Origin of the sequence: Nocardioides humi, from assembly GCF_006494775.1 — a bacterium.
Lineage (GTDB): Bacteria > Actinomycetota > Actinomycetes > Propionibacteriales > Nocardioidaceae > Nocardioides > Nocardioides humi.
The window spans coordinates 2713938-2740211 of record NZ_CP041146.1; the positions used below are offsets into that span (position 1 = coordinate 2713938).

Genomic DNA, 26274 nt, shown 5'->3' on the forward strand with positions numbered 1-26274 from the left:
GCAATCAGTACAGTTGAGACATGGTCGATCGCGACAGCCTCCACTTCGATGAGTTTCTGCACCTCCGGAAGCTTTCCGATGTCCTTCGCGAGATGACAGCACAGGAGCTGGAAGCCCAGGAGGCGGATCAGAGCGTGCTCGCCCTTGGCTACCTCGCCCGCGAGACCCATGGAGCATCCTGGCGGCAGTTGGCCGACGCGGTTCAGATCACGCCCCAGGCCGCACGAGCGCGCTGGGGGACCGAGAAGTCCGGGCGAGGTCGACAGGCCCAGCGTGCGCGCATGGAGATCCTGCGTGAACGCATCCTCGGCCAGCAGTTCCGCCGGGCCTCCTACGAGCACGAGCGGAAGTTCATCGTCACCGACGATCTGCCTCTCGACCAGTGCACGACACACTTCACCATCACCCAGGCGTACCTCTGGGTCGACCCAGCAGACGCCGGCTACTCCATCCGCGTGCGCCAGACTCGGGGGTTTACCTCGGACGGCAGACCAATCGAGCCACCCGCGACCCTGACGTTCAAGGGACCCGCCGTGGGAGGCAGGCGGGTAGAGGTCAACACCGAGATCCCGCATCACGACGCCGAAGCAGTCATCGCCTCCGCCGAGGGCAGCGTGATCGTCAAGGAACGCTACATACTCGACGCAGGTGAGCACTCCGAGTTCGAGATAGATGTATTCCAGGGCGACAACGCCGGTCTCGTCCTGGCCGAGTACGAAGGGGAACGACCAGCAGTGCAGCGGCTAATCCCTCCTGATTGGGCTCAGGAGGTCACCGATGACCCGCGGTTTAGGAACGACCAACTCGCGCGGCACCCGATCGCCTCGTGGACCGCGAATGAGCTCCGAGACGCGGGGCTGGAACACCTCGATCAGCCTAGAGAAGGAGCGGACAACAGATGAGCGAACAGCCGAAGATCGAGCATGAGCGCCGCTTCCTAGTCTCGGACCCGAGCATCGTCAATGGTCACGAAGGCGTGGAGATCATCCAGGCCTACGTCGCGCAGGCCAATGGCTGGGCCTATCGGGTGAGGTGGACACAGCTCCGCGATAATGACGGCACAATCCACGACGGGCCTTTCGTTGACACCTGGAAGGGACCGAAGGACGACCAGGGCTCCCGGGTCGAGGAGGAGCGTCAGATCGACGGATACGTGGCACGTCAGGTCATCAGCGCCTTTCCCAATGTGATCACGAAGCACCGCTACTTGATCGTGTCTGAAGGAAACACCTTCGAGATCGACGAGTTCAGCGGCGCCAACGCCGGGCTTATGATCGCCGAATTCGAAGGCTCCAAGAAGGACGTTGCGCTGCTGCGCCGGCCACAATGGTGTAGCGAAGAGATCACCAGCGACCAGCGATACAACAACGAGAATCTCGCCACCAACCCCTGGACGACTTGGCCTGAGAACCAGAGCCGGAAATAGGAACGCTCTCGTGGAGTACGAACGCAGATTCCGCCTCGACCGGGTGCCAGAAGGAATGAGCGGTCCCAGCGAACTGATCCGACAGGCCTACTGGACGCTCGGCGACGGTTGGATTCTACGAGTCCGTCGCACGGGAGAGGACGACAACACGGCAGGAACCGAAGTTGCCATTAAGGGACCCCGGTCCGGGTTCCAACGCGCCGAGTTTGAGTTCTTTCTGGCGCAGGCCAAAGGGATGCCCAGTGTCTCAGAAGTCAAGAACGCCACCGACGACCTATTCAGGGCGTCCGGAGGACACATCGTGGTCAAGACCCGCACTAGCTACCTTGCATCAGACGGTCTCGCTTGGGACATAGACGTCTTCCACTTCGACAACGAAGGATTAGTAATAGCGGAGATAGAGTTGCCAAGTGCGCTCGGGGTGGCGGCAATCAGCAAGCCAGAGTGGGCCGCCGAAGACGTCTCCGAGAACCGATCCTACGATAATGACACTCTCGCATTCCGCCCCTGGAACAGGCGAAAGAGCCTCTGACAGTAACAGCCACGGTTATGCGAAGTTTGATGTCGAAAACCTCGGTCCAACTCCCCCGGTGAGCACCGAAACAAAGTGCTCGAACTGAGTGTCCCCTAGCGTGCAGGTAAAATCGACATAGGCTCGGGCGTCGTGCTGCCCCAATTCCGAAACCTCCTCTAGAAGCTTTCGCAACACAACCGGCAATCTAGTTGGGTCCAGATTTCCCCAGTGAGCCAGGCCTCTAAGTCCATTGCGCAAGACTTGAGATTGCCCAGCTTGCATCAAAGCCAGTTCAGGGCGCCCAATGACATACTGCCTCACAAAATGTTTGAGCAACTCAACCCTGTGCCACTCTAGGTCTCCGAGGCTGACGTGTGCGCCAACATCTCCCACCGGGTCTTCCGTCACCCGCACCGAGTTTAGCAGGTCGCGTATAATTCCACTCCGCTGAAATCTGTCGTATTTACGTTTGGTTTGGGACTTCGAGTGGATAAGGGCAGCTGACAACAACGACTCGGCAGAGAACCGCTCGTATTTCCCGTTAAGGCGCTCCGCTAAGCTTACGAGCGGGCCTTTCGGTCCCTTAGTGGCAAGAAATAGGCTGAGATCTTCGGCCACCTCATCTACGGGTATAACGCCCATGTGAAGGTAGTCCTCGTAGTCGTGCACGGCGTACGTTATGTCATCCGCGACATCCATTATCGACGCTTCGAGCGATTGCCGAGGTGAATCCACGCTTCGCAATTCAGCGGGTAGCCACGCTCGGGCGTAATCAAATTGAACCGAATCGATCCGATAGTATCCGAATTTTTCATTGCGTAGTTCCGCCACCCGAGGGAGCATTCCGTCGTGGGCCGGGTGCCGATGGTCAACTCGCGCCCAAGGATATTTGAGAATTGCGGCGCGCGTCGCCGCCGTAAGATTCAAGCCAACGCCTGCGCCAAACATCGGATCGATCTGAGTCGCGATCCGAAACGCCTGTGCATTTCCCTCGAAACCGTCTTCCACGGTAAGCGAGGGCTGGTCAGGCATATCCAACTGGTCTCTCTGCACAAACAGATCCAATGCCTTCTCCCCGGCATGCCCAAATGGGGGGTGCCCAAGATCGTGGGCCAAGCCAGCAGCCTCTGCGACAGACGCATCCAATCCGCCGAGATGAAGGATACGCCTTCGAAGCGCGCGCCCCGCATCGGTCTCTTCTTGGGCTTCAACAACCTTTTGCGCCGCAATCGTGCGGGCTATCTGAGAGACCTTCAACGAGTGAGTCATGCGGTTGTGCACTAACGGTCGCAAAGGATCCGGAGGAACAATTTGCGTAACCGCATTGAGGCGCATAAAGGAAGTGCTGTAGAAGAGGCGGTCGACGTCTTTTTGACTGGGGGTCCTGCGGTCGTCAGGATCGATTTCCGACGGCTTTATCCTTGTGTCACGCAACGCAACGGTGTCATCGGGCAACAGGGCCAGGCCTCCGACTTCCCCTCTACCACTAGCGCTAGCGGGCACGGCTCCATTCCTCGACTATAGAAATCGCGCTACCCAACTTGCTGAAACGAACACGTCCGCCATCTAAGGCCGAATACAGTGCATCTTCGATTTCTGTCGGGCTAACCCGCAACTGGTCAGCTGCGCCGACTGCTAGTTCAGGGAGTTCTCTCGACGAATCCTCACCTTGTTTGATGTACTCGACAAGTCGATCCTCGAGCGAGGCCTCTTGGGTCGCCGTCATTCGAATCTCACTCTCTGTCCATTCACGTCTATTTGATCGCTGTTCCACATCACCTTCCTTCCCGCCGGACCACTGGATTGTAGTCGAACGTATGTTCGATTATGGCACAGGTGGTGTGATCTGCCAAGCGTGGCCAGCCCGCGAGCGAACGCGCGCTGGTCCTATCTGGAGGGTCTGTTAGGTCACTCTGGTCTCGCGGAACCAGTCTGTGGTGACCCGTGGCGGAGCGTGGGGATGCACTCCGGCGTGTCTACGACTGTAGTGCCGGGCTCCGACAGCGCATAGGACGGCTTGTAATCCACAGTCCCCGCAGGTCACCACTGGACTGCGCGAGCGCGTTACTCACAGGCACGGGACTGCTGTGGACAAATGTGAATAACTGCCGCACGAGGGTTTCGTCTTCGATCTGTCGCAGAATCCGCACCGCGTTGGGCTCGCCAGGCGCATGTCGATCACCACTCCCACCACACCCCGTACACGTGGTCGTGGTCGGGACCATCGATGCGACATCGAGCCATCCCTTCCGAGATCTCCAGTTCGAAGCGTTGGTGACCAAAGCAGACGTTCATGACGCTCTCCGAGGCCAGGGCCCACACCTTTGTTGGGCAGTCGTCACCGAGGAAGGCGACGACGAACTGGATGCTGAGTGGCTGCCAGTGGCTGGGGATGCCGCACATCACCAACGGTAGGGACGACGCTTCCGGATTGGGGTGCCCGATCGCCCGCCCGTTGCTCATGTTGGTGTCGTCGCGTTCGTAGCACAGCACCTCGATGCCAGTGACCCGGCGATCCTGCACCCCGGCAGTGACGACGACACGGCCGTTGAACCGGTCAGTGATGAGACGGCCGCGCAACTCGCCGATGGTCTTGTCTGACCACCGGCTGAGCGTCTTGACACCTCTGCCGATCACGGTGCCGTAACCGCTGCGACGGTCTCCGAGGAAGTCGTATTCCTTGGTGCTGGGCGGTCGCTTCAGCAGTTCCTCGAGGTCAACCCCGAAGTCGACGCGAAGGGACCGAACGCGTTCACCGTCGCCCATCTGTCTCAGGATCGCCAGGAGCGCGTCGTAGGCAGTGCCAGAGTCTTGGGCGCCAAGGGCAGCCACCAGGTTGGGGCATCGGGATAGGCGACCAGCGTTGAGTCCGCGGCCTTCGCGCAGCTTCTTCAGCTCGTCCAGCACCGGGTCGGTGTCCACTGCGGTGTCCAACTTCTGGCCCTCCGATCGCCTATCTGACCAGCAGCCTCGCAGATCAGGCTTGTGCCATGCCCGTTTGGAGAGGCCAATCGGGATCGGACCCAGGAGGTCACACATGAGCAGTGAACTGGAGCGTTGGGCGAAGCCCCAGCAGTCCATCATCGTCAGCCGCGAGGAGCGGCAGCACAACAAGGCCGTGGCGGGGCTGGTCCGCGAGACCAAGCTCGCGGGCTTGAAGGTCGACGCGGAGGCGGCGTTGACGGGCCGGATCATGGAGCGGGCGGTCGATCTGGACCAGTACCGCCAGCAGCTTGCCAACGGGGATCCGGTGCTGGATGCGGTCCTGACGCGCATCGAGATCGGGTACGTCGACAAGGCGGTGCGCATCCAGCGCCAGTTCGGCAGCGAGTTCCCGCTGTGATCGGCCACGACCTTGTCCTGGCTGGCCTGACGGGTGCGGGACTGACCTACCTTGCGCTCCGTCAGCGGGTGTGCCCAGAACCGGAAGCTCACGCCCTGACGGATGCCGACCGGGAGGCGGTGGCGGCAGAGTTCGCGCAGCACGTCACGGCTGTCAACCGGCAGGTGTCAGACTACGCCGACCAGTTGGCCGGCTCGGACACCACGCTGCGGGGTCTACTTGCTGTCATCGAGCAGAGCAGAGCCGACCGCGGGAACAAGAGCACGGACTCGAACGCGGTCTCGGACAGCGACTCGGACCAGGGCGGTGGTCGGTGATGGAGTTCGTGGCGCTGGGGCTTCTGGCTGTCGCGGGCATCGGGACAGTGATCGCCAACCACCGCGACCGCCATGAGGCAGCGGAGCAGGTGCGTCGGGAGCTGATCGCGGCTGACCGTCGTCTGGCCGGCGAGTACCAGCGGGCACGTCGGGCGATGAACGACGCGGCTGGGCAGTCGTGGCGGAATCTGGCGGGCTGAGTCATGGACGCCGTCGATGACCAGCACGCCGAGGCAATGGCGCCGAGCAGCCCGGCGCTGTGCATGAGCTGGGGCGCCGTTTCGGACCTCTGCCTGACCGAGTAGGACTGGTCGAGTAGCCCCGTGAGTTGGGGAATGGAGAGCGCTCTCTCGCGAGGAGCGTTGTCTATTCCACAATGACCAACTCGACGTCACCGCGGAATGTGGTCGGCTACCTCTGTTATCTGGTGGCTGCCGATTCTGCTTACGTCGCGTCGGGTGTCGTATCGCAGAACATATCTCTTGCACTTTGGCAAGCAATCCCGCTTAGTAGCGGTTGAGCCCTGAGAGGTAGCAGCCGGGCGTCGGAGTCTTCCGATAGCGGCCCGGGGTGCTGGCCGACCTATCTGTTCGTGCGGCGATTCATGTCGTGCGTTCTGTTCGTCATGCCATCGCGAGCGCTGCCAGTGAAAGAGCAGGGCATGAAAGGAGGTCTTTCATGACCAATAGCAATAGCAAGGGTGGTGCCGATTCTCGCGCCGCCCACCTGACCGATCGGGATCTGGCTGGTTCGGGGCGTCGGTATCGGACAATCTTGGCGGACCCGCCGTGGGACATCGAGCAGAAGGGTGCCCGTGGAGCCGAGCAGCACTACGACCTGATGACTCTGGATCGGATCATGGCGATGCCGGTCGGTGACATGGCTGAGGACGACGCGCATCTGTGGCTGTGGGTCACCAACGCGACGCTGCCCCGTGGCTATGAGGTGGCTGAAGCGTGGGGCTTCACGGTCCGCTCGCCGTTGACGTGGGTGAAGTTCCGTCTCGGGTTGGGCAACTACCTGCGGAACTCGACCGAGCATCTGCTGTTCGCCACTCGCGGGAAGGCGCCGGTGCAGTACCGGGCGCAGCCGACGTGGATCAACGCCCCGGTCCAGGACCACAGCCATAAGCCGGAAGAGCAGTATGCGCTCATCGAGCGCGTCTCCCCTGGCCCGTATCTGGAGCTGTTCGCCCGGCGACCTCAGCCCGGGTGGGATGCGTGGGGCAACCAGATCAACAGCGACATCGCCATCCCCGGCTACCCGGTCCCGAGCGACCGCAAGACCCGACCCAGCCGAGGGAGCAGCGGTCGTGCCTCTGCGGGAGGGGCGTCATGACTGAGCCGAGACGCTTCGATCCACTGGGCTGGTTCGTGTCCGTCTGCTTCACGATCCTTGCCGCCGCGGCCGCTCTGACGATCGCGGTGCATCTCCTGCAGACCGTGTGGGTCTGGCTTCTCGTGCTGGCGGCGATCGCCGCGGGCGTCGGCGTGCTGGTGCGGCTGCTGGTCTGGCGGCGGAGGCAGTCGTGGTAGCCGCGCCACTCCCACCGCAGGCACCCGAGCCATCGTCCGAGCTGTCGTCCGAGCCCTCACGCAAGCCGTCACCGGGGGTATCGCGGATGACGAGCGAGAGGCGTACTACGACGAGGTGCAGGAGCGGTGGCCGGCCGAGCGTCCGTCACGCAAGCGTTCCAAGCGCGACCGGCAGCGACGCGGCGAACGGAAGGTCGTGGTGCGCAGCCAGCGGCTGCCTGCGCCTGACACCGCTCGAGTGTCGCGAGCGCTTCTGGTGGCGCAGCGTGAGCTCGCGAAGGTAGAGGCCGAACGGGCCGCCCGACTACAGGACCAAAACCACCCAGACCCAAGCCATGGGCAAGAGCGGGGCCGGAGCGAGGACGGGAGGGACGTGATGGCCGGCCGTAGCGACCCGCAGAGCCTGCCGCGCGGAGGCGGGAAGGTGGTGTTCGCGCGGATCTACCCACCGCGTCCCTTGCCGCCAGCGGCCTTGGAGCAGGTGTTGGTCCGGCTGGCGTCGGACGCCACGAGCGCCCCGGTGGTGTTCGAGGTTCGTAGCCGAGCAGACGCGCACGGCTCGTCCCAGGTCTCGTACTGGATCGGCACCACGCCGCCTCACCTGCGGTGGCTGCGTCGCACCCTGCACGATCTGCTGCCGGGGCTGCTGGTCGACGCTGAGCCCCTCGAAGCACGTCGGCCGGTCACGACAGCGGCGCGGGTCAAGGTCCGGCCGCGGGGTCTGGCGCTGGCGGTGGAGCGGCCGGAGGCGATCTCGACGGCGATCCTCTCGGCGCTGAACCAGCAGCTGTACGCCGGTGAGGAACTGGTGCTGCAGCTGGTGTTCGGCCCACGGCGGGCGCCCAGGCATGTCCGCGGGAAGCTGGCCGATCCCGGCCAGCCGTGGTGGACGCTGCCGACCACGGGAGTGCGTGATGCGCCGGCAGCGGTGGTGAGGCAGCACTCCCAGCGTGCACTACAGGCCGGTATGGCGACCTGTATCCGGCTGGGGCTATCACCAGCACCACCGACAACAGCCAGTACCCAGAACAACAAGACGGGCAGCACACCGAGCAACACGACGGGCCGCAGAGCAGTAGGAGGCACCGTCTGCTGGTCGGGCTGCTGGCGGGGATCTCGGTTGCCAAGGCCCCGAACACCTACCTGTCGCTGGTGCGGGACTCGAACCAGCGGCTGGACCAGGCACAGCCGCCACGGAGCTGGGACTTCGCCCCGGCCGCTGCCGAGCTGGTCGGGCTCATGGCCTGGCCCCTCGGCGACGGGGAGCTGCCCGGGCTACCGTCGTTGCACCCGAAGCTCCTGCCGGTCTCCAGCAGGCTGCGAACGGCCGACGGCTCAAGTCGATCTCTTGGGGTCAGCAACGTGCCCGGCGACGCCAAGCCGATCCCCCTCACCGCTGCCGATGGGCTGTTCCATTTGATCGCGACCGGACCGACCGGGGCGGGGAAGTCGACCGCGCTACTCCACCTGATCGGCGACGACGTGCATGCGGGTCGTGCGGTGGTGGTGATCGATCCGAAGTGGCAGCTGGTCCGCGACGTCACCGAACGGACCGTTCCAGAGCACCGGCTTGGAGATGTCGTGGTCCTCGACCCCCGCGAAGAGCAGGTGCCTGGGTTCAATCCTCTCGACATCGGCGCCGGGACAGATGGCCGCGACCCAGATGTGGTCGTGGACGGGCTGCTGGCGGTGTTCGCTGCGGTGTTCGCTGAGGGCTGGGGGCCGAGGACTCAGGACATCACCCATGCCGGGCTACTGACCTTGGCACGAGCCGGTGTCCGCCAGGGCGCCAAGGGACGTGACCCGTACACGCTGCTCGACCTCCCTCGGCTGTTCACCGACTCGAGCTTCCGGCGCACGGTCGTCGGGCACGTCACCACGGATCCGGCACTCGGGCCGTTCTGGGCAGCCTGGGAAGCCCTGTCACCACAGGCACAGTCGGCGGCGTTGGCGGCACCGTCGAACAAGTGGCGCCAGTACCTGATGCGCCCCGCCGTCAGGCGGATCCTCGGGCAACCCCGACCGGCGTTCCGGCTCCGGGACGTGTTCAAGGAGAAGAAGATCCTGCTGGTCGCACTCAACGAAGGTCTCATCGGGCCGATCACCGCGCAGCTGCTCGGTGGCCTGATCGTGGCCGAGATGTGGGCCGCGACCCTGGAACGTGCTGCTGAGCCGCATCCGGAGAAGCATCCGGCGTCAGTCTGGGTCGACGAGGTGCAGAACTACCTGCATCTGCCGACCTCGCTCGACGACGCGTTGAACGCGTCGCGGTCGATGGGTGTCTCGTGGAACTTGGCGCACCAGTTCCGGGCGCAGATGCCTGCCGGGATGCTCGCCGCTGTCGACTCCAACGCCCGCACCAAGCTGGTGTTTCGGCCCGGGGATCCGAAGGACGCGGCTGCCTACGCTCGGATGGCGCCTGAGCTGGATGCTCTGGACTTCCTCGCGCTTGGCAAGCACGAGGCCTACGCCACCGTCGTCGCCGGCGGGGAGCAACAGCAGTGGTGCTCCCTCAAGACCCTTCCACCCCCAGAGCCGACCGGGCTCGGGGACCGGATCCGCGAAGCAGCACGACAGCGCTACGGCAGCCAGCTTGTCCCAGACTCCGCGGCAGGCGGCACCGCCAACAACGCTCCGGCCGATGCTGGCGATGGCGCGAGTGGTGGAAGCGATCGACCGAGTACCGCCGAGAACGGTCCGGCGGTCGTGGGCCGCAAGCGCCGGAGGCCCGCGTCATGAGCGTCATGAATCACGTCGTGCATCAGGCGAACCACAGCATGGATCGCGGGTTGAACAACTTCCTTGTTCACCCAGGAACGTCCGCAGGGGCGAGGAATCTCGCGGAAGGCAAGCGACGGTTCGCCCGACGCTTCGCGACCCTGAACACGCTGCGTTCTGGCCGGTCACCCCGCGTCCCATCCCGTTTCCGGGATGGGACCGACCCCGCACCGCGGGGTCGACAAGCGCCGCCAACAGCTCCCACGGCAGGTCAGGGAGGGCAGGCATGACGGGGCCGAAGTTGCTGGAGCTTGCCGAGCAGCTCAGCGAACGTGACCAGAGAGTCCTGGGCAGCCTTGAGGAGTTCCGGCTGCTCGACACCCGCCAGCTCCAGCGGCTTCACTTCGCCGATCACGCCACGCCTCTCGCGGCGGCACGCGCCACGGCGAGGGCCATGCAGCGGCTGGAAGGACTCGGGCTGGTGGCGGCCCTGGAGCGGCGCATCGGTGGGGTACGCAGAGGCTCAGCCAGCTACATCTGGCAGCTCGCCGCCACCGGCGAACGCTACCTGCGCACCCTCCACCGGCACGCCGATCAGCAGAGCGGGCAGTGGGGTAGTCGAAGGCGGCGGCGCTACATGGAGCCCGGTGTCACGTTCGTCAACCACACCCTCGCTGTCAACGACGTCGCTGTCGGTCTCCTCGAAGCGAGCAGGGACGTGGCGAGCTTCGCTGTCGAAGAGCTGGTTCCTGAGCCGAGGAACTGGCGCAGCTTCCTCGGCCCCGGCGGCGAAACCCGATGGCTCAAGCCCGACCTCACGGCCGTGGCGATCATGGCTGACGAGGAGGGCGAGTACGAAGAACACGCCTTCTTGGAGATCGATCTGGGCACCGAGCACCTGCCACGGATCCAGGCCAAGTGCCGGGTCTACGCCGACTACGCCGCCACCGGCGCCTACCAGGCCGAACACGGCTTGTTCCCGGCTGTGGTGTGGCTCAGCCCCAGCCCAGCCCGTAGAGCGGCGCTATCGGCCGCTGTCGCCACCACCCCCGGCCTGGACCGGCCTGCCGAGGTCTTCCGCGTCACCAGCCCCGAGGAGTACCTGGCATCGATCCGGCAAACCCCCAGCACCGGAGCACGCACTGATGCAGGCGTTGATGCGAGCACGGGCGCAGGCACTGGCGCGGACGCGGGAGCGACCGTCGACAACCCAACGGGTGGGCAGAAAGGAGGAACACCATGAACCACGAACAGAACCAACCTGGAGGCGTCTCGCAGCGACGCTACGAGCCGCGGCACCGTGCCGAACAGCGACTCGCTGCCAACGCCACCGACCTCCATACGGAGCCGGACAGTGACCAGTACGTCCGTCACGTCATCGAGCACGCACCGAGCCCGGCAGCAGGTGCGCTCGTCGCGCAGCTGTACGAGCGCCACGGCACCGCGTTCGCCATCTACCTGGCCCTCGGCGGCGTCGACAACTACATACGGGACAACGGGGAAGGTCCACGTACAACCGACATCGCGGGACTCGAGCGCGACTTCACCGAGGCGTACTACGACTTCTTCCCCGACAAGGATGCCCTGGTCGAGGACACCATCGCCTCGTTCGACTGGGGCGCTGAAGCCAGCTGGCTGCTGCGCGGCCACCTGGAGCTCCAGCAGTTCCTGGTCTTCGACCGCGACGCCATCTACGGCTTCGCCAGTGACCACTACGAGGTCATCCGCACCGATCAGGGGCTCTACGTCTACATGCGCTGACACCCCGGCGCCCCACCAGAAGACCTGCCGGAGACACCCACGGCAGCCGGTGCATCTGATGCGAAAACTACGTCAGATGCCGACCCCCCGGCGATCCGACGTTTTCGCAGGTCAAGGGCCTGTTTCGGACTGGACTTCGGGCGCGATCGGAGCGTCACTGTCCAAGGGCGCTGCCGCCGCCCGACCCGGGCCATCCAGGGCCGGGCAGCCCACGCGACGCAGGCGCGTCGCCAACAACAAAGTAACGAAAGGAGGCATACGCCTATGAACGAACAACTACCAACCACCCGAACACCCGAGACCAACATCTCGGCAGAACAAGCAGAACGAGAACGAGGACACGAGCAGCGTCACAAGACGCTTGCCGTTCGGCTCGAAGAGGGCGTCCACGCCCAGCTGCGGTTCATCGCCCAGCTCAACGAGACCAGCATCGCCGAGGAGATCCGCACCGCCATCGAGCACCGGATCACCAACGCCCAAGACGACCCGGAGCTTCTCGCACGCGCTCACGCAGCACGCGAGGAGATCGAACGCGAAGCCGCCGCACGAGCAGCAGCCATCGCCGGGTTCATGGGAACCCAAGCCGTCGCGATCACCACCGCTACGAGCGAGACCACGCCGGCGGCGAACACCCAGGCCGCCAAGGTGGCCAAGGCGACGGGAACACCGCGTCCACGCCGCAGCACCAAGAACACCCGGACGAGCGAGTAGGAGCCCAGTAGTAGTGAACGGCGATCCCAGCGACGCCCTGACCGAGTACTTCGGTTCCACGACCGCCCACGCGACTGCGTCGGTCAAGGCACTGATCTACCTGCGGGTCTCCACCGCCAGACAGGCCACCAAGAACGGGGAAGCCGAGGGCTACTCCATCCCCGCCCAACGCGAGGCCTGCCTGCGCAAGGCCCGCGAGCTCGGGGCCGAGGCCATCGAAGAGTACGTCGACGCCGGGGCATCCGCCCGTTCCGCCGACCGGGCGAGCCTGCAACGCATGCTCGCCCGCGTCCGGGAGGGCGACATCTCCTACGTCATCGTCCACAAGCTCGACCGACTCGCCAGGTCCCGCATCGACGACGCCGAGATCGCGACCATCTTCGCCGTGGCCGGCACCACGCTGGTGTCGGCCAGCGAACAGATCGACGACTCACCGTCCGGGTCGCTGCTGCACGGCATCATGGCCACCATCGCCGAGCACTACTCCAAGAACCTCTCCCACGAGGCGAAGAAGGGGATGGCCGAGAAGGTCCGCCGCGGTGGCACCAACGGCGTCGCACCCCTCGGCTATCTCAATGTCACCCAACGGGTCAACGGCATTGAGGTCCGCACCGTCGAGATCGACCCCGAACGCGCCCCGCACGTGGTGTGGGCCTACGAGCAGTACGCCACCGGCGACTGGTCCATCTCCAGCCTGCGTGACGCGCTCGAAGAACGCGGGTTCAAGTCCCGCACCACCGCCAAGCTCGTGGGCAAGCCTCTCAACAGCAGCCAGGTGCATCGGCTCCTGACCAAGTCCTACTACAAGGGCATGCTGCTGTTCAAAGGCGTGCTCTACGAAGGCGCCCACCAACCACTGATCGACGAAGCCACCTGGCAGCAGGTCCAGGACATCCTTGCCAACCGGCGCATCGCCGGCGACCGGTCCTGGCGCCACCAGCACTACCTCAAAGGCAGCCTGCAATGCGCCCGCTGTGGCGGACGCATGGGCTACGGCACCGCCAAAGGCCGGGCGGGGACTACGACTACTTCTTCTGCCTCGGCCGGCACACGGGACGCACCGACTGCGACCTGCCGTACCTAGCAGTGGCCGAGGTCGAGGACGCCATCACCCGCGCCTGGAGAGCCGTCCGGTTCACCGAGAACCAGATCACCGAGTTCAGCACCCGCGCACGAGACGACCTACACCGCAGTGCCGAATCCGGAGCACGACTCCTGGCCGATCAACGACGACGCCTGGCCGAACTCGAACGCCACCGCCAGAAGCTGCTCGATGCCTACATGGCCGACGCGCTGCCCGTCGAGGTCCTCAAGGAGCGCCAGGCCCAGATCGCGGCCGAGATCACCGACGCCAAACGCCTCATCGACACCACCCAGACCACCACCGACGAAGTCAACAACCGGCTCGAACAAGTCATCGACCTACTCCGCCACGCCGAACGGCTCTACGCCAGCGTGGGCGACCAGGCCCGCCAACTCCTCAACACCGCCGTGTTCGGGCCATTCGAGGTCGACAGCCGCCCCGACGACGCCGCCACGGGCCCGGTCACGGCCCACGGGCCCCTGAACCCCCTCATCGGGGCCGTCCTCGCCACCCAAGCCCCCGACGGCGCCCACGCGGCCCTAAGCGGCGCCGAGACCGCCGGGACCGGAAGCGAAAGAACCCCCGGCGAGCTTTCGCTCACCGAGGGTTCCAACCTGATTCATTTGGCGGAGGCGGAGGGATTTGAACCCTCGATGGGGTTGTAGCCCCAAACCCGCTTAGCAGGCGGGCGCCATAGACCAGACTAGGCGACGCCTCCTCCACCGCACCGGTCGCGGACCGGCCAGCGAGGCAAGGCTACAAGGACCGCCGGGATGCGTCCCAATCGGCCCGCGGGTCAGCGGGCGGCACGCTCCAGGTGATCCCGTACGTCGCGCGCGAGGTCGTCCTTGTCGCCGGCGACCAGCTGCACCGGGATGGTCGTGCTGCGCCCGTCGCGCAGCCGCAGCACCAGGCAGTCGATCCCGGACGGCGCGGCGGCGACGGCGTCCTCCACCTCGCTCCAGCGGGCCTCGGTCGCCCCGGCCGCGCGGATCGCCCGCACCCGGTAGCCGGCGTCGGTGAGCCGGACGACGACCAGCCGGGACCGCAGCCACCAGGCCAGCGCGATCAGGCCCAGGAGGCCGGCGCCGAGGACCAGGACCAGCAGGTCGGCGTTGAGGTCGGCCGCGACCACGACCGCGGTGACGACGAGCAGGAGCACGGCGAGCAGGACCAGGTAGGCGCCGACGAACCGCGCCGTCACCGGCGGCGCGAGACGGTAGTCGGTGACCCGGTTCGGCTGGGCGCTGCTCATGGGCCGCATTGTTCAACGCCGGGTGAGGACGGGGCAAAGCGGCGGGGTGCGCCCCCACTAGACTCGGGCGGGTGCCCGGCCGGCGGATGCGTCGTACCGGGCCTGGGAGAGGTGCCGGAGTGGCCGATCGGAGCCGCCTTGAAAGCGGCCGTAGGGAGACCTACCGCGGGTTCGAATCCCGCCCTCTCCGCCAGCCGCGACGGGACCGCCTCACAACAGCGGCGCGAACCGCCCGGGCTCCGGTCGCACGGCGGCCGCCTGCTCGGCGACCCGGCTGCGCCGGCCCCGGTTGCCGGTCAGCGCGAGGTCGAGGCGGATGAGGAGCCAGCCGAGGACCAGGCCCACGACCAGCCCGTAGACCACCGACAGGGTGGCCTCCTCGACCGAGACGGCCGGGTTGGCGAGGGCGGTCGCGGTGGGCGAGGTGGCGGCGACGCCGAAGGCGCACACCCACCACCCCTGGCGGCGGCGGGCCCGCATGTGGCAGCCGTAGGCGAGGGCGGGTACGCCGAGCACGGTGGCGATCGGGCGCGGGAACGCGCCGAGGTTCTCCCGGCTCCACGACACCCAGTCCAGCAGCTGGTCGACCAGCCCGGTGGAGCCGTAGCGGCGCAGCAGCTCGGCGTAGAGCAGGGTCATGGCGAGCACGACGGCGCCGATCCCCACGATGACCAGGCCCCGGCGGCCCAGGCCGTGGAAGCCGGCGCCGAGGCGGTGGACGAGGACGCTCGCGCCGACGAAGGCGAGCCCGAGCCCGACGTACTCGAAGCGCTCCTTCTGGATCGCCGGCTCGAAGCCGACGGTCGCCATCGCGCCGACGCCGGCGACGAGCAGGCCGACGACGCACTCCCTGGCGGCGGTGGCGATGCCGGCCGCCGGGACGGTGATCATCACGCCGAGGACGGCGGCGACGGCCGAGGTGCCGACCGCGGCCCCGGTCAGCAGCAGGTCGTTGTCACTCGCGACGGCGACCAGGCCGCAGCCCAGGGCGAGCGGGGCGAACACGAGCGACCGGCCGCCGGTGCGCGCGGCGAGGCCCCAGGTGAACGTCGTGGCGACGGTGACCGCGCCGGCGGTGCCGAGCCACTCGGGGCCGACCGGCACCATCGCGCAGACCAGCGCGGCGGTGGCGAGGACGACCAGCGTGAACCACGTCACCAGCGGCGCCCGCGAGGCCCCGAACTCACCGATGCGCTGCTCGAGCGGGACACGGGAGGGGGCACGGGACACGGAGGAGCAGCCTACTCGTCGCCCGGCAGCGCGGCGGGAGGCGACCTCCGGGAACTTGTTGGCTTTCGCGTCGCCGGAGACGCGCTCGGGCAATCAGCACAGACGACGGTTTTCCAAAGAGGGGTTGACCCGACGGGCCTCCTCGAGCACCGACCGCTCCGCGACGGCCCGGACCACCTCGGGCTCGTCGGGGCTCCCCGGGCCGGCCTCGGCGAGCACCTCGCCGAAGGGGTCGACCACCAGCGAGTGCCCGCAGTAGCGCCGGGCGGGCTGGCCGGCGGCGGCGACGTACACGGTGTTCTCGATCGCGCGCGCGGTCAGCAGGGTGCGCCAGTGGTGCACCTTGCGCGAGCCGGCCACCCACGCAGCAGGTACGACGAGCACCTCGGCGCCGCGGTCGACCAGCGCCCGGGCGAGCTCGGGGAAGCGGAGGTCGTAGCAGGTCATCAGCCCGACCCGCCAGCCGTGCAGGTCGACGACGACCGGCTCGAGCGGGCCGGCGGTGAGGCGGTCGGACTCGCGGTAGCCGAAGGAGTCGTACAGGTGCACCTTCCGGTACGACGCCGTCGCCTCCCCCCGCACCAGGAGCGTGTTGTAGGGCCGCTCGGCGTCCGGCCCGCGCTCGAACATGCCGGCCACGACCGTGGTGCCCTGCGCGGCCGCGGCATCGGCGAGGGTGGCGCCGAACGGGCCGTCGAGCGGCTCGGCGTACGCGCTGATGTCGGAGCCGGCCTCCCCGAAGTCGCGGGCGAAGGCCTCGGGGAACACCACGAGGTCGGCGTCGCCGGCGTGCTCCGCGGCCAGCCGGGCGAGCGCGTCGCGATTGGCCGCGGGGTCGAGCGCCGACGCGGCCTGCACCAGGGCGAGGCGGAGCGTGGGGGTCGTCACGGTGCCAGCGTAGGCCCCGGTTTGGGAGACTTCTGGGGTGGTCATCGAGCTCGGACTGTCCGGATTCGCCGCCGTCGTGCTGGCCGGCGGCCGGGGCAGCCGGCTGGGCGGCTTCGACAAGGCCTCGATCGAGGTCGACGGCCGGACCCTGCTCGAGCACGCGCTCGACGCGGTCGTCGACGCCGGGGAGGTGGTGGTCGTCGGGCACCAGGTGCCGACCGAGCGGCCGGTGACCTTCGTCGTCGAGGAGCCCCGGTACGGCGGCCCCGCGGCGGGCCTGCTGACCGGGCGCGACGTGCTGCTGCGGACGTTCCCGACCATCGCGGTGCTCGCGGTGGACATGCCGCGGCTCACGCCCGGCACCTTCCGGCGGCTGCACGAGGCGGCGGTCGGGCACGAGGGCGCGGTGCTGGCGGACGGCGCCGGTCGCCGGCAGCTGGCGTTCGTGGTGGAGACGGCGCGGTTGGACGCCGTACGTCCGGACCACGAGGGGCAGCACGGCCTGTCGGTCCGCGCGCTGCTGGAGCCGCTCGACCTCGTCGAGGTCGCGCCGGCCGGCGGCGAGGCCCGCGACATCGACACCTGGAGCGACCTGCGCGACGTCGCCTCCGAGGGACCGTCTCTGGAGTGATCCCGGACTACCGCCAGGCCTTGTCAGAGACCGGCGGTCGTATCACTCTGGTCGGGTGAACCTCCACGACTGGATCGACGAGTTGTGCGACGCCCTGGACATCGAGGCCGAGGCTGACGAGGGCCTGCTGGGCGACCTCGCCGGGATCACGCACGAGAACGTCCACCCGGCCGCGGGTCCCGTGACCGCCTTCCTGCTGGGCTTCGCCGCCGGCGAGCAGGGCGCCGACCCCGACGCCGTCGAGCTGCTCGCCGCGAAGGCGCAGACGCTCGCGGAGTCCTGGGACCGGCCCGCGGGCGCAGTGGACGTCGAGGTCGAGGACGTCGAGGTCGACGAGCTCGCCGCCGCGGAGTACGACGACGAGGACTCCCTGGTCTGATCCCCGCGCCCCATGCGTATTCGTCGCGGAACGCCCTAATTCGGGACGAGAACGCATGGGGCGCGCGGACCGGCCAGACTAGGGGCATGCGCGCCGTCACCCAGACCGCCCCCGGCGGGCCCGAGACCCTCGTCGTCACCGAGCTGCCCGACCCAGCCCCCGGGCCGGGCGAGATCCTCCTGGACGTCGCCGCCACGGCCGTGAACCGGGCCGACCTGCTGCAGCGCCAGGGCTACTACCCGCCGCCGCCCGGCGCGTCGGACGTGATCGGCCTGGAGTGCAGCGGCACGGTCGCGGCGCTCGGCGAGGGCGTCGACGGCTGGGCGGTGGGCGACGAGGTGTGCGCGCTGCTGGCCGGTGGCGGCTACGCGAGCCGGGTCGTCGTACCGGCGGGGCAGGTGATGCCGGTCCCCGACGGCGTCGACCTGGTCACCGCCGCGGCGCTGCCCGAGGTGGCGTGCACGGTGTGGTCGAACGTGTTCATGGTCGCCGGGCTGCGTCCCGGCGACGCCTTCCTGGTGCACGGCGGGGGCGGCGGCATCGGCACCTTCGCGATCCAGCTCGCCGCCGCGTCCGGCGCGCGGGTCTTCACGACCGCGGGTAGCGAGGAGAAGCTCGCCCGCTGCCGCGAGCTCGGCGCCGAGGTCGCCATCAACTACCGCGACGAGGACTTCGTCGAGGTCGTGCGTACGGCGACCGGCGGCGCGGGCGCGGACGTCGTCCTCGACAACATGGGGGCCAAGTACCTCAGTCGCAACGTCGACGTGCTCGCCGACGAGGGCAAGCTCGTCATCATCGGCATGCAGGGCGGGGCGAAGGCGGAGCTGAACATCGGCCAGCTGCTGTCCAAGCGCGGCGCGGTGATCGCCACCGCCCTCCGCTCCCGGCCGGTCGAGGGCAAGGCCCGGATCTGCGCGTCGGTCGTCGAGAACGTGTGGCCGCTCGTGGCCGACGGCACGATCCGGCCGGTCGTGTCCGCCGTCCTGTCCCTGGACGACGTCGCCGACGCCCACCGGATGATCGAGTCGGGCGAGGCGGTCGGCAAGGTGCTGCTGACCCCCGAACGGTAGGTTGGGGCGCATGACCGAGAACGCCTCCGGGAGCGAAGAGCAGATCGTCGTGGTCGGGCCCGACGGGCAGCCGATCGGCACCGTGCCGGCCTCGGCCGTCGAGCAGGCCGGGTCCGCCGACCACGGCGACGACGACGGGGAGCGGGCGCTGACCGACCTGGTCGAGCAGCCGGCCAAGGTCATGCGCATCGGCAGCATGATCCGCCAGCTCCTCGAGGAGGTGAAGGCGGCGCCCCTCGACGAGGCCAGCCGCAGCCGCCTCGCGGCCATCCACCGCTCCTCGATCGCCGAGCTCGAGCAGGGCCTGGCCCCCGAGCTCGTGGAGGAGCTGGAGCGGCTGTCGCTGCCGTTCACGGAGGACTCCACCCCCTCGGAGTCGGAGCTGCGGATCGCGCAGGCCCAGCTGGTCGGCTGGCTGGAGGGGCTGTTCCACGGCATCCAGACCGCGATCTACGCCCAGCAGATGGCCGCCCGCGCCCAGTTCGAGCAGATCCGCCGCGCGCTGCCGCCCGGCATGAGCCTCGGCGGGCCCGGCACCCCGGGCGGGCCCGGCGCCCCCGGCGCCCCGCAGGCCACGGCCGAGCAGGAGGGCGGCGAGCAGTCGTCCTCCGGCGGCATGTACCTGTAACGCCGGCCGGAGCTCAGCGACGTCGGCCGAGCCGCGAGACCAGCAGCAGGCCGAGGAGGCCGATCAGGCTGATCGCGGCGCCCGACGCGAGCACCCGTCCGATCTGCGGCGGGTCGCCCAGCGGGTCGGCGGGCTCGTGGAAGCGCACCGGCTCAGGGGTCGGGGTCGGCGCGGGCGGCGGCTCGACGGAGGCGAGGAACTGCTCCAGCGAGTCCGCGATCTTCGGCGTGAGGCCCTTCGGCAGCAGCACCGTCCCGCCGCAGGCGTCGGCGACGATGCCGTCGACGGTGTCCTCGGTGAAGAAGACGTACGACGACCCCTGCTGCACGCCCGGCTGGGCGCCGACCGGCCAGTCGATGGTCACCGCGGCCTGCTGGCCCTTGGCGATGTCGCCCAGGTAGGACCGCTCCACCGTCACGCCGTACCCGACCCGGCCGGAGCCGCTCACCGGCGCGGCCGCGTCGACCCGGGCCACGAACACGTCGTCGGACGCCGCGGCCCGCTGGTCGACCGCCACCTCGTCGGTGAGGTCGAGGCCGGCGCAGTCGGCGGGCAGGCCGCTCGCCGTGCCGGCGGCGGCACCGGGGAGGGCGAGCAGCGCGGACGCCGCCAGCAGGGCGGCGGGAAGCAGGCGTCTCACCCGTCCATCCCACCAGATCCGGCGACGGGGAACCAGCGGCCGATCTCGACCGCGGCGCCGTCGACGTCGACGGAGTCGGTGACCGCGTCGGCGACCGCCTTCACCTCGTCGACGGCCTGGCCCATGGCCACGCCCCGGCCGGCCCACTGCAGCATCTCGATGTCGTTGCGGCCGTCGCCGATGGCGAGCACGTCGGCGCGGTCGACGCCGAGCTGCTGGGCGACGTACTCCAGGCCGGACGCCTTGGAGACGCCGACGGGCGCGAGGTCGAGCCAGGCGGTCCAGCCGACGACGTAGTCGGTGCCGTGGAGGCCGAGGTTGGCGGCGAGCTGCACGAAGTCCTCCGCGGTGGCCTTCGGGTCGCGGATGATCACGCGGCTGACCGGCTCGGCGACCATGTCCTCGACCGCGGCCACGATCGTCGTACCGCCGAGCTCGCCGTCGGGGAACGGGCCGGACACGCGGTAGCCGATCCCCCGCTCCTCGACCGCGACCAGCGCGTCCGGGTGCTGCTCGAGGACGGCCGCGACGGCCGGGCGAGCGTCGAAGGTGACCTCGTGGACGACCTCGGCGGGCGGGTACCGCAGCACGACCGCGCCGTTGGCGGCGACGATCCACAGCTGCTCGCCGTGGCCGTGGAGGTCGAGCATGTCGGCGACCACGGTCATGTTGTGGGGCGCGCGGCCGGAGGCGAGGACGACGTGCGCACCGGAGTCGAGGACCCGCTGGACGGCGTCGTGGACGGCCGGGGTGACCTCCTCGTGGCTCATGCCGAGGCCGGCGACCCACTTGAGCAGGGTGCCGTCGATGTCGAGCGCGACGAGGCGGGGCTGCCAGTCGCTCGCCGGAGCGATCATCGGAGCGCTCATCGGGTGACGGGCTCCAGGACCTCGAGCCCGCCCAGGAAGGGCCGCAGCGCCTTCGGGACCCGGACCGAGCCGTCGGCCTGCTGATGGGTCTCGAGGACGGCGACGATCGCGCGGGTGATCGCGGTGAGGGTGCCGTTGAGCGTGGCGACCGGGCCGGTCCGGTCGCCGTACCGGCCGCGGGTGTCGAGGCGGCGGGTCTGGAAGTCGGTGCAGTTGGAGGTCGAGGTGAGCTCGCGGTACTTGCCCTGGGTCGGGATCCACGCCTCGCAGTCGAACTTGCGGATCGCGCTCGACCCGAGGTCGCCGGCGGCGATGTCGACGATGCGGTAGGCGAGCTCGAGCTTGTCGAGGAACTCCCTCTCCCACGCGAGCAGCCGCTGGTGCTCGGCGGCGGCGTCCTCAAGGGTGGCGTAGACGAACATCTCGACCTTGTCGAACCAGTGGACCCGGATGATCCCCTTGGTGTCCTTGCCGTGCGAGCCGGCCTCCTTGCGGAAGCAGGGGCTGAAGCTGGCGTACCTCCTCGGGAGCGTCGTACCGTCGAGGATCTCCTTGGAGTGGTACGCCGCCATCGGCACCTCGGACGTGCCGACGAGGTACATCTCCTCGCCCTCGATCCGGTAGATGTCCTCGCCGCCGCCCTGGTCGAGGTAGCCAGTGCCCTCCATCGCCTCCCTTCTGACGAGGGAGGGGCGATCACCTGGGTGAAGCCGGCGTCGCGGGCCTGCTCCATGGCGAGGTTGACCAGCGCCAGCTCGAGCTGGGCGCCGACGCCGGTGAGGAAGTAGAACCGGCTGCCGCTGACCTTGGCGCCTCTCTCCAGGTCGATGGCGCCGAGGATGCGGCCGAGCTCGATGTGGTCGCGCGGCTCGAAGCCCTCTTTCGCGAAGTCTCTGGGGTGCCCACGGTCTCCAGGACCACGAAGTCGTCCTCGCCGCCGGTCGGGGTCTCGTCGGCGACGACATTGGGGATCGCCTTGAGGGCGTCGGTCCAGGCCTCGTCGGCGCTTGTCTGTGCTGCTTCGAGATCCTTGACCTCGGCGGCGAGCTGCTTGACCTGCGCGAGCAGCGCCTGCTTCTCCTCGCCCTGCGCCTGGGCGACCTGCTTGCCGAAGCTCTTCTGGGCGGCGCGCTTCTCCTCGAAGGCGGCGATCGCCGTACGACGGGCCGCGTCGGCCTCCAGCGCACGGTCGACCACGTCCGGGGACGCGCCCCGCTTCGCCTGCGAGGCACGGACGCGGTCGGGCTCGTCGCGGAGGATGCGCGGGTCGATCATGCCGCTCAGGCTATCCGCCGGGTCCGCGTCGCCGCGCCCCGGTTTGGGTCTGGCGGTGCTGCAGGAATCGCCGCTTCAGTGGCGAAACTGTCACTTCTTGCCCGTTGCAACGGGCAAGAAGTGCAGGAAGCACCTCTTAAGCGGTGATTCCTGCATCCTCAGAACAGCGCGATCGGGTCCGGAGCGGGGAAGAGCGCGTCCAGCTCGGCGAGGTCGTCGGGGGTGGGGACCCAGGCGTCGGCGGCGGCGTTGGCGGCGACCTGCTCGGGCGAGGTGGCGCCGGCGATGACGGAGGCGACGGGCGACTGGGCGAGCAGCCAGCCGATGGCCACGGTGACCTCGGAGACCCCGCGCGCGGCGGCGAACGCCGAGTAGGCCTTGAGCGTCGGCGAGACGGCATCCTCCAGCAGGTGCTGGCGGGTGCGCGAGAGCCGCGACCCGGAGGGGGCGGAGCCGGAGGAGTACTTGCCGGTGAGCAGGCCGTTGGCGAGCGGGAAGTACGGCAGCACGCCGATCTCGAACGCGCGGCAGGCCGGGAGGACCTCGAGCTCGGCGCGGCGGTCGGTGAGGTTGTAGTGGTTCTGCGCGGAGACGAACCTCTCGACGCCGAGCTCGCGGGCGACGTACTCGGCCTGCGCGATCTGCCACCCGGCCCGGTTGGAGTGCCCGAGGTAGCGCACCTTCCCAGACCGGACGAGGTCGTCGAGGGCCGACAGGGTCTCCTCGATCGGGTGCGCGGGTCGGGGGTGTGGAACTGGTAGAGGTCGATCCAGTCGGTGCCGAGCCGCCGCAGCGAGGCCTCGACGGCGGTGCGGAGGTAGCGCCGGGAGCCGCGGGCGCCGAAGTCCGGGCCGTTGTGGCCGCGCATGTCCATGCCGAACTTGGTCGCCACCACCACCTCGGAGCGGCGCGAGCCCAGCGCCGCCCCGAGCCGCTCCTCGGCGAGGCCGGGTGTGGCGCCGTAGGTGTCGGCGACGTCGAAGAAGGTGATCCCGGCGTCCAGCGCGGCGCCGACGACCCGGTCGCTGCCCTCCTGCGACTCGGTGGCGGCGCCCGGGCGGCCGAGGTTGTTGCAGCCGAGGCCCACGCGGGAGACGACGAGGCCGGAGCGGCCGAGGGTCGCCGAGGAAGGCGGGGAGGAGGGCTCAGAGGAGGGCTCAGAGGAGGGCTCAGAGGAGGGCTCGGATGAGGGGGAGGTCATGACCCCGACGGTAGCCGGGGCGCGTGGCGCGTCGGTGTCGGTGCCCGGCCGTAGGTTCGGGACCACCCGACGAACAGGAGCGATCCCATGTACGCACCCGCCCTCGACGACGAGATCACCAGCCTGACCCGCTACATCGACCAGCAGCTCGACGCGATCCGGGCCGCGGCGTACGGCCTGACCGAGGAGCAGGCCCGGGCCACGCCGTGTCGCAGCGAGCTGTCGATCGGCGGCCTGCTCAAGCACACCCTCCACGGGATGCGAGGGGCGCTGGGGCGCCTGCGCGGCGAGGCGGCGGCGCACGACACCAGCGAGGCCGGCGTGGCGGACTACCTGGCGCAGTTCCGGCTCGCCGAGGACGAGACGACGGTCGAGGTCCTCGCCGCCTGGGATGCGGCCCGCGCCAACCTGCTCGCCGCGCTGGCCGACGCCGATCCCGGCGCCGAGGTGCTGGCGCCGGCCGAGCCCTGGCACGGCCGGTTCGAGCCGCAGCCGATCCACCTGCGCTTCTACCTGCTGCACCAGGTGGAGGAGTTCGCCCGCCACGCGGGCCACGCCGACATCATCCGCGAGCAGCTCGACGGGGTCGCCGTCCCGGCGCTGGTGCTCACCGTCGAGGGCGCTCCGGCCAACCCGTTCTTCACGCCGTACGAGCCGGCGCCGGGGACGATCGGCGCCTGAGACGCTCCGCGCTCGCCGCGCCGCCGCTGCGCGGTCCCGACAGCGGTTGACCTATCCTCCGGGAGTGCTCGACCGACCCCGGCGGACCCCGCTCCTGGCCTCGTTGATCCTGCTCGCGCTGTTCGCGGGCGTGGCCGGCGCCGTCTCCGCCGGGTGGTCGTGGCTGCTGGACCTCGACGCCCACGGCGAGTCCGCCCGCGAGTGGGCCGCCGGCCAGGCCTGGCTGGAGCATCCGCTGCGCGCGATCGAGATCGCCTTCGGCACCCCCGCGATGACCGGGATCACCGTCGTGCTGGCCGTCGTGCTGCTCGTACGGGGCCACCGCCGCGCCGGGATCCTGGTCGCGGCGGTGATGGCGGCGACCGCGCTGCTCACCTACGGCACCAAGGTGCTGGTCGGGCGCGGCCGGCCGATCTGGCAGGACCCGGAGTACTTCCTGCACTCCAACGCCTTCCCCTCCGGCCACACCTCCGCCGCGGCCGCGATGAGCGGTCTGGTGGTGCTGCTCGCCGTCATGCTGGTACGACGACCGGCGATCCGCCGGCTCCTCTCGACGCTCGCGGTGCTGATGTGGGCCCTCGTCGCCGCGGACCGGATCCTGCTCGGCCGCCACTTCCCCAGCGACGTCGTGGGCGGCACCCTGCTGGGCGTCGGCGTGCTGCTGCTCGGGGTGGCGCTCTACAACCCGCTGCCGCGCAGCCACGCGCTGAAGGCCGAGCCGCTGCCCGAGCCGTTCCCGTCGGCGCGCAACCTGGCCGTCGTACTGAACCCGATCAAGGTGGAGTCCGTCGAGCAGTTCCAGGCGCTGGTGACCCAGCTGGCGGCGGAGTCCGGCTGGCACGAGCCGCGCTGGTATCTCACCACCGTCGAGGACTCCGGCACCGGCCAGGCCGAGCAGGCCGCCGTCGACGGCGCCGACCTGGTCATCGTGTGCGGCGGCGACGGCACCGTGCGCGAGGTGTGCGCGGAGCTGGCCGGGACCGGCATCCCGGTGGGCGTCGTACCCGCGGGCACCGGCAACCTGCTGGCCCGCAACCTGGAGATCCCGCTGTTCATCCGGGCCGCGATCGACATCGCGCTCACCGGCCAGGACCGGGCCATCGACATGGTCGAGGTCGACGGCGACGGGATCGAGCCCACGCACTTCATGGTCATGGCCGGGATGGGCTTCGACGCCGCGATCATGGAGGGCGTCAACGAGGAGCTCAAGAAGAAGGTCGGCTGGCTGGCCTACGTGCTCGCCGCCCTCAAGGGGCTGATGTTCCCGGCGATGAGGCTGGAGGTCTCCGTCGACGACAGCCCGTTCACCAAGCACCGCGCCCGCACCTGCGTCATCGGCAACGTCGGCAGCCTGCAGGGCGGCATGAACCTGCTCCCCGACGCCACCATCGACGACGGCCAGCTCGACGTGGTGCTGCTGTACCCGCGCCGGTTCCTGAGCTGGATCCCGCTGGTGCTGCGCGTCGTGACCCGGCGCGAGCGCAACGCCGGCGAGTCGGTGGCCCGGATGACCGGCCGGAAGGTCGTCGTACGCGCGTCGGGCGAGGTGCCGCGCCAGCTCGACGGCGACACGATCGGGCTCGGCTCGGAGCTGCGGATGGAGTGCATCCACGGCCGGGTGCTGGTGCGGGTGCCGCGGACGGTGTAGGCACCGCGCCCCATGCGTATTTGTCGCTGAATGCCGTGATCGACGACGAATACGCATGGGGCGCGGTTCAGGAGCGGGCGAGGCGGGCGTGGGCGACCGCCTCGGACTCCTCGGGCGACAGCTCCTGGTCGCTGCTCCAGCCGGCGACCGACTTGGCGTAGGTGCGCGCCTCGTTGCGGCCGCGGATCGAGGTGAGCACGACGCCGTCGCCGGCGTCGTCGAGCAGGGCGAGCGACCAGGACAGGAGGCCGCCCATCTCGTCGAAGGCGTCGTACCGGACGACGGCGAGATGGCGCAGGGCGCCGGCAGCCTCGGCGCGGAGCGCGGCGACCTCGCGGCGCAGGCCGGCGGCGTCCGCGGGGAGGTCGTCGGCGGTCGCGCCCGGCGCCGGGCGGCCGCTCCGCAGGGCGAGGCCGAGGGCGGCGAGGGCCACGAGGAGGGCGAGGATCGCGAGCGCTACGGCCATGCCC

The 26274-nt window shown here is 68.9% G+C and carries 28 protein-coding genes, 2 tRNA genes and 2 pseudogenes; 21 read left to right on the top strand and 11 right to left on the bottom strand.

Going from position 1 to position 26274, the window contains the following annotated elements; all coding sequences use genetic code 11:
• Window positions 1-20: 20 nt before the first annotated feature.
• From FIV44_RS13230 to FIV44_RS13240, 3 genes are read left to right on the top strand one after another with little or no spacing between them, the layout of a single operon-like run.
• Window positions 21-902: a CYTH domain-containing protein gene (locus tag FIV44_RS13230; protein ID WP_141004846.1), complete on the top strand. Its 882-nt coding sequence runs from the start codon at window positions 21-23 to the stop codon at window positions 900-902.
• Window positions 899-1426: a CYTH domain-containing protein gene (locus FIV44_RS13235; RefSeq protein WP_141004847.1), complete on the top strand. Its 528-nt coding sequence runs from the start codon at window positions 899-901 to the stop codon at window positions 1424-1426. Before FIV44_RS13230 ends, FIV44_RS13235 begins: the two co-directional genes overlap by 4 nt.
• A 10-nt stretch (window positions 1427-1436) precedes the next feature.
• The gene (locus FIV44_RS13240; protein WP_141004848.1) at window positions 1437-1958 is read left to right on the top strand and encodes a CYTH domain-containing protein; all 522 of its coding nucleotides are present in this window, start codon (window positions 1437-1439) and stop codon (window positions 1956-1958) included.
• 15 nt (window positions 1959-1973) lie between these two features.
• On the opposite strand, the gene FIV44_RS13245 is transcribed toward FIV44_RS13240, so the two are convergent.
• Together FIV44_RS13245 and FIV44_RS13250 are read right to left on the bottom strand one after the other, a co-directional pair.
• Entirely contained in the window at window positions 1974-3395 is a 1422-nt protein-coding gene (locus FIV44_RS13245) for a deoxyguanosinetriphosphate triphosphohydrolase family protein (RefSeq protein WP_181411155.1), read from the bottom strand.
• Between the two features lie 723 nt (window positions 3396-4118).
• A complete protein-coding gene (locus FIV44_RS13250) occupies window positions 4119-4862 on the bottom strand; it encodes a hypothetical protein (RefSeq protein WP_141004850.1) in 744 nt (247 codons plus the stop codon).
• Window positions 4863-4977: 115 nt separating this feature from the next.
• On the opposite strand from FIV44_RS13250, the gene FIV44_RS13255 reads away from it, so the two are divergent.
• From FIV44_RS13255 to FIV44_RS13305, 11 genes are all read left to right on the top strand, one after another.
• On the top strand, window positions 4978-5283 hold the full coding sequence (locus FIV44_RS13255; protein ID WP_141004851.1) for a hypothetical protein: 306 nt from the start codon (window positions 4978-4980) through the stop codon (window positions 5281-5283).
• Entirely contained in the window at window positions 5280-5600 is a 321-nt protein-coding gene (locus FIV44_RS13260; protein ID WP_141004852.1) for a hypothetical protein, read from the top strand. The genes FIV44_RS13255 and FIV44_RS13260 overlap by 4 nt, the downstream gene beginning before the upstream one ends.
• Window positions 5600-5800 (top strand): hypothetical protein, encoded by a 201-nt coding sequence (locus FIV44_RS13265; protein WP_141004853.1) that lies wholly within the window; start codon window positions 5600-5602, stop codon window positions 5798-5800. The genes FIV44_RS13260 and FIV44_RS13265 overlap by 1 nt, the downstream gene beginning before the upstream one ends.
• 370 nt (window positions 5801-6170) lie before the next feature.
• Entirely contained in the window at window positions 6171-6938 is a 768-nt protein-coding gene (locus FIV44_RS13270; protein ID WP_219996436.1) for an MT-A70 family methyltransferase, read from the top strand.
• Entirely contained in the window at window positions 6935-7135 is a 201-nt protein-coding gene (locus tag FIV44_RS13275; protein ID WP_141004854.1) for a hypothetical protein, read from the top strand. The genes FIV44_RS13270 and FIV44_RS13275 overlap by 4 nt, the downstream gene beginning before the upstream one ends.
• Before the next feature lie 1152 nt (window positions 7136-8287).
• Window positions 8288-9874 (top strand): type IV secretory system conjugative DNA transfer family protein, encoded by a 1587-nt coding sequence (locus tag FIV44_RS13280; protein WP_141004855.1) that lies wholly within the window; start codon window positions 8288-8290, stop codon window positions 9872-9874.
• A gap of 265 nt (window positions 9875-10139) precedes the next feature.
• Entirely contained in the window at window positions 10140-11096 is a 957-nt protein-coding gene (locus FIV44_RS13285) for a replication-relaxation family protein (protein ID WP_141004856.1), read from the top strand.
• Entirely contained in the window at window positions 11093-11614 is a 522-nt protein-coding gene (locus FIV44_RS13290) for a hypothetical protein (RefSeq protein WP_141004857.1), read from the top strand. Before FIV44_RS13285 ends, FIV44_RS13290 begins: the two co-directional genes overlap by 4 nt.
• Window positions 11615-11878: 264 nt before the next feature.
• Window positions 11879-12325, top strand: a complete 447-nt coding sequence (locus FIV44_RS30470) for a hypothetical protein (RefSeq protein WP_181411156.1) — start codon at window positions 11879-11881, stop codon at window positions 12323-12325.
• A gap of 13 nt (window positions 12326-12338) precedes the next feature.
• Window positions 12339-13409: a recombinase family protein gene (locus FIV44_RS13300; protein WP_141004858.1), complete on the top strand. Its 1071-nt coding sequence runs from the start codon at window positions 12339-12341 to the stop codon at window positions 13407-13409.
• 2 nt (window positions 13410-13411) lie between these two features.
• Window positions 13412-14074, top strand: coding sequence for a hypothetical protein (locus FIV44_RS13305; RefSeq protein WP_141004859.1), 663 nt, complete (start codon window positions 13412-13414; stop codon window positions 14072-14074).
• Here the strand turns inward: FIV44_RS13305 and FIV44_RS13310 are convergent.
• Together FIV44_RS13310 and FIV44_RS13315 are read right to left on the bottom strand one after the other, a co-directional pair.
• Window positions 14034-14127: transfer RNA gene (locus FIV44_RS13310), tRNA-Ser, on the bottom strand. The two genes, FIV44_RS13305 and FIV44_RS13310, sit on opposite strands and share 41 nt — an antisense overlap.
• 78 nt (window positions 14128-14205) lie before the next feature.
• On the bottom strand, window positions 14206-14664 hold the full coding sequence (locus tag FIV44_RS13315) for a hypothetical protein (protein ID WP_141004860.1): 459 nt from the start codon (window positions 14662-14664) through the stop codon (window positions 14206-14208).
• 105 nt (window positions 14665-14769) lie between these two features.
• On the opposite strand from FIV44_RS13315, the gene FIV44_RS13320 reads away from it, so the two are divergent.
• Window positions 14770-14857, top strand: a tRNA-Ser gene (locus tag FIV44_RS13320).
• A 17-nt stretch (window positions 14858-14874) separates the two neighbouring features.
• Here FIV44_RS13320 and FIV44_RS13325 read toward each other — a convergent pair.
• Together FIV44_RS13325 and FIV44_RS13330 are read right to left on the bottom strand one after the other, a co-directional pair.
• Window positions 14875-15894, bottom strand: coding sequence for a hypothetical protein (locus FIV44_RS13325; RefSeq protein WP_141004861.1), 1020 nt, complete (start codon window positions 15892-15894; stop codon window positions 14875-14877).
• A 93-nt stretch (window positions 15895-15987) separates the two neighbouring features.
• Window positions 15988-16782, bottom strand: a complete 795-nt coding sequence (locus tag FIV44_RS13330) for a carbon-nitrogen hydrolase family protein (RefSeq protein WP_246086940.1) — start codon at window positions 16780-16782, stop codon at window positions 15988-15990.
• Window positions 16783-16819: 37 nt separating this feature from the next.
• Between FIV44_RS13330 and mobA the strand changes: the two genes are divergently transcribed.
• The 4 genes from mobA to FIV44_RS13350 all read left to right on the top strand — a co-directional run bounded on the left by mobA (window position 16820) and on the right by FIV44_RS13350 (window position 19490).
• Entirely contained in the window at window positions 16820-17413 is a 594-nt protein-coding gene (gene mobA, locus FIV44_RS13335; protein ID WP_141004863.1) for a molybdenum cofactor guanylyltransferase, read from the top strand.
• A gap of 55 nt (window positions 17414-17468) precedes the next feature.
• Window positions 17469-17792, top strand: a complete 324-nt coding sequence (locus tag FIV44_RS13340) for a DUF6457 domain-containing protein (RefSeq protein ID WP_141004864.1) — start codon at window positions 17469-17471, stop codon at window positions 17790-17792.
• A gap of 86 nt (window positions 17793-17878) precedes the next feature.
• The gene (locus FIV44_RS13345; RefSeq protein WP_141004865.1) at window positions 17879-18862 is read left to right on the top strand and encodes an NAD(P)H-quinone oxidoreductase; all 984 of its coding nucleotides are present in this window, start codon (window positions 17879-17881) and stop codon (window positions 18860-18862) included.
• A 10-nt stretch (window positions 18863-18872) separates the two neighbouring features.
• Entirely contained in the window at window positions 18873-19490 is a 618-nt protein-coding gene (locus FIV44_RS13350; protein WP_141004866.1) for a bacterial proteasome activator family protein, read from the top strand.
• A 13-nt stretch (window positions 19491-19503) separates the two neighbouring features.
• Here FIV44_RS13350 and FIV44_RS13355 read toward each other — a convergent pair whose 3' ends face one another.
• The 4 genes and pseudogenes from FIV44_RS13355 to FIV44_RS34050 all read right to left on the bottom strand — a co-directional run bounded on the left by FIV44_RS13355 (window position 19504) and on the right by FIV44_RS34050 (window position 23475).
• Window positions 19504-20130 (bottom strand): hypothetical protein, encoded by a 627-nt coding sequence (locus FIV44_RS13355; RefSeq protein WP_141004867.1) that lies wholly within the window; start codon window positions 20128-20130, stop codon window positions 19504-19506.
• The gene (locus FIV44_RS13360; RefSeq protein ID WP_246086941.1) at window positions 20127-20999 is read right to left on the bottom strand and encodes an HAD family hydrolase; all 873 of its coding nucleotides are present in this window, start codon (window positions 20997-20999) and stop codon (window positions 20127-20129) included. Before FIV44_RS13360 ends, FIV44_RS13355 begins: the two co-directional genes overlap by 4 nt.
• Window positions 20996-22274: pseudogene (gene serS / locus FIV44_RS13365) on the bottom strand (serine--tRNA ligase). Before serS ends, FIV44_RS13360 begins: the two are co-directional and overlap by 4 nt.
• A 158-nt stretch (window positions 22275-22432) precedes the next feature.
• A pseudogene (locus FIV44_RS34050) lies at window positions 22433-23475 on the bottom strand (aldo/keto reductase).
• A gap of 87 nt (window positions 23476-23562) precedes the next feature.
• Between FIV44_RS34050 and FIV44_RS13375 the strand changes: the two are divergent.
• Together FIV44_RS13375 and FIV44_RS13380 are read left to right on the top strand one after the other, a co-directional pair.
• On the top strand, window positions 23563-24156 hold the full coding sequence (locus tag FIV44_RS13375) for a mycothiol transferase (RefSeq protein WP_141004868.1): 594 nt from the start codon (window positions 23563-23565) through the stop codon (window positions 24154-24156).
• A gap of 64 nt (window positions 24157-24220) precedes the next feature.
• On the top strand, window positions 24221-25804 hold the full coding sequence (locus FIV44_RS13380; protein WP_141004869.1) for a bifunctional phosphatase PAP2/diacylglycerol kinase family protein: 1584 nt from the start codon (window positions 24221-24223) through the stop codon (window positions 25802-25804).
• A gap of 67 nt (window positions 25805-25871) precedes the next feature.
• On the opposite strand, the gene FIV44_RS13385 is transcribed toward FIV44_RS13380, so the two are convergent.
• On the bottom strand, window positions 25872-26270 hold the full coding sequence (locus tag FIV44_RS13385; protein WP_141004870.1) for a DUF4446 family protein: 399 nt from the start codon (window positions 26268-26270) through the stop codon (window positions 25872-25874).
• Between the last annotated feature and the right edge of the window lie 4 nt (window positions 26271-26274).

Coding starts and splice junctions, on each gene's coding strand:
- FIV44_RS13230 (WP_141004846.1), top strand. CDS start 21: ATGGTCGATCGCGACAGCCTCCACTTCGATGAGTTTCTGCACCTCCGG.
- FIV44_RS13235 (WP_141004847.1), top strand. CDS start 899: ATGAGCGAACAGCCGAAGATCGAGCATGAGCGCCGCTTCCTAGTCTCG.
- FIV44_RS13255 (WP_141004851.1), top strand. CDS start 4,978: ATGAGCAGTGAACTGGAGCGTTGGGCGAAGCCCCAGCAGTCCATCATC.
- FIV44_RS13265 (WP_141004853.1), top strand. CDS start 5,600: ATGGAGTTCGTGGCGCTGGGGCTTCTGGCTGTCGCGGGCATCGGGACA.
- FIV44_RS13275 (WP_141004854.1), top strand. CDS start 6,935: ATGACTGAGCCGAGACGCTTCGATCCACTGGGCTGGTTCGTGTCCGTC.
- FIV44_RS13285 (WP_141004856.1), top strand. CDS start 10,140: ATGACGGGGCCGAAGTTGCTGGAGCTTGCCGAGCAGCTCAGCGAACGT.
- FIV44_RS13290 (WP_141004857.1), top strand. CDS start 11,093: ATGAACCACGAACAGAACCAACCTGGAGGCGTCTCGCAGCGACGCTAC.
- FIV44_RS30470 (WP_181411156.1), top strand. CDS start 11,879: ATGAACGAACAACTACCAACCACCCGAACACCCGAGACCAACATCTCG.
- FIV44_RS13315 (WP_141004860.1), bottom strand. CDS start 14,664: ATGAGCAGCGCCCAGCCGAACCGGGTCACCGACTACCGTCTCGCGCCG.
- FIV44_RS13345 (WP_141004865.1), top strand. CDS start 17,879: ATGCGCGCCGTCACCCAGACCGCCCCCGGCGGGCCCGAGACCCTCGTC.
- FIV44_RS13350 (WP_141004866.1), top strand. CDS start 18,873: ATGACCGAGAACGCCTCCGGGAGCGAAGAGCAGATCGTCGTGGTCGGG.
- FIV44_RS13360 (WP_246086941.1), bottom strand. CDS start 20,999: ATGAGCGCTCCGATGATCGCTCCGGCGAGCGACTGGCAGCCCCGCCTC.
- FIV44_RS13375 (WP_141004868.1), top strand. CDS start 23,563: ATGTACGCACCCGCCCTCGACGACGAGATCACCAGCCTGACCCGCTAC.
- FIV44_RS13385 (WP_141004870.1), bottom strand. CDS start 26,270: ATGGCCGTAGCGCTCGCGATCCTCGCCCTCCTCGTGGCCCTCGCCGCC.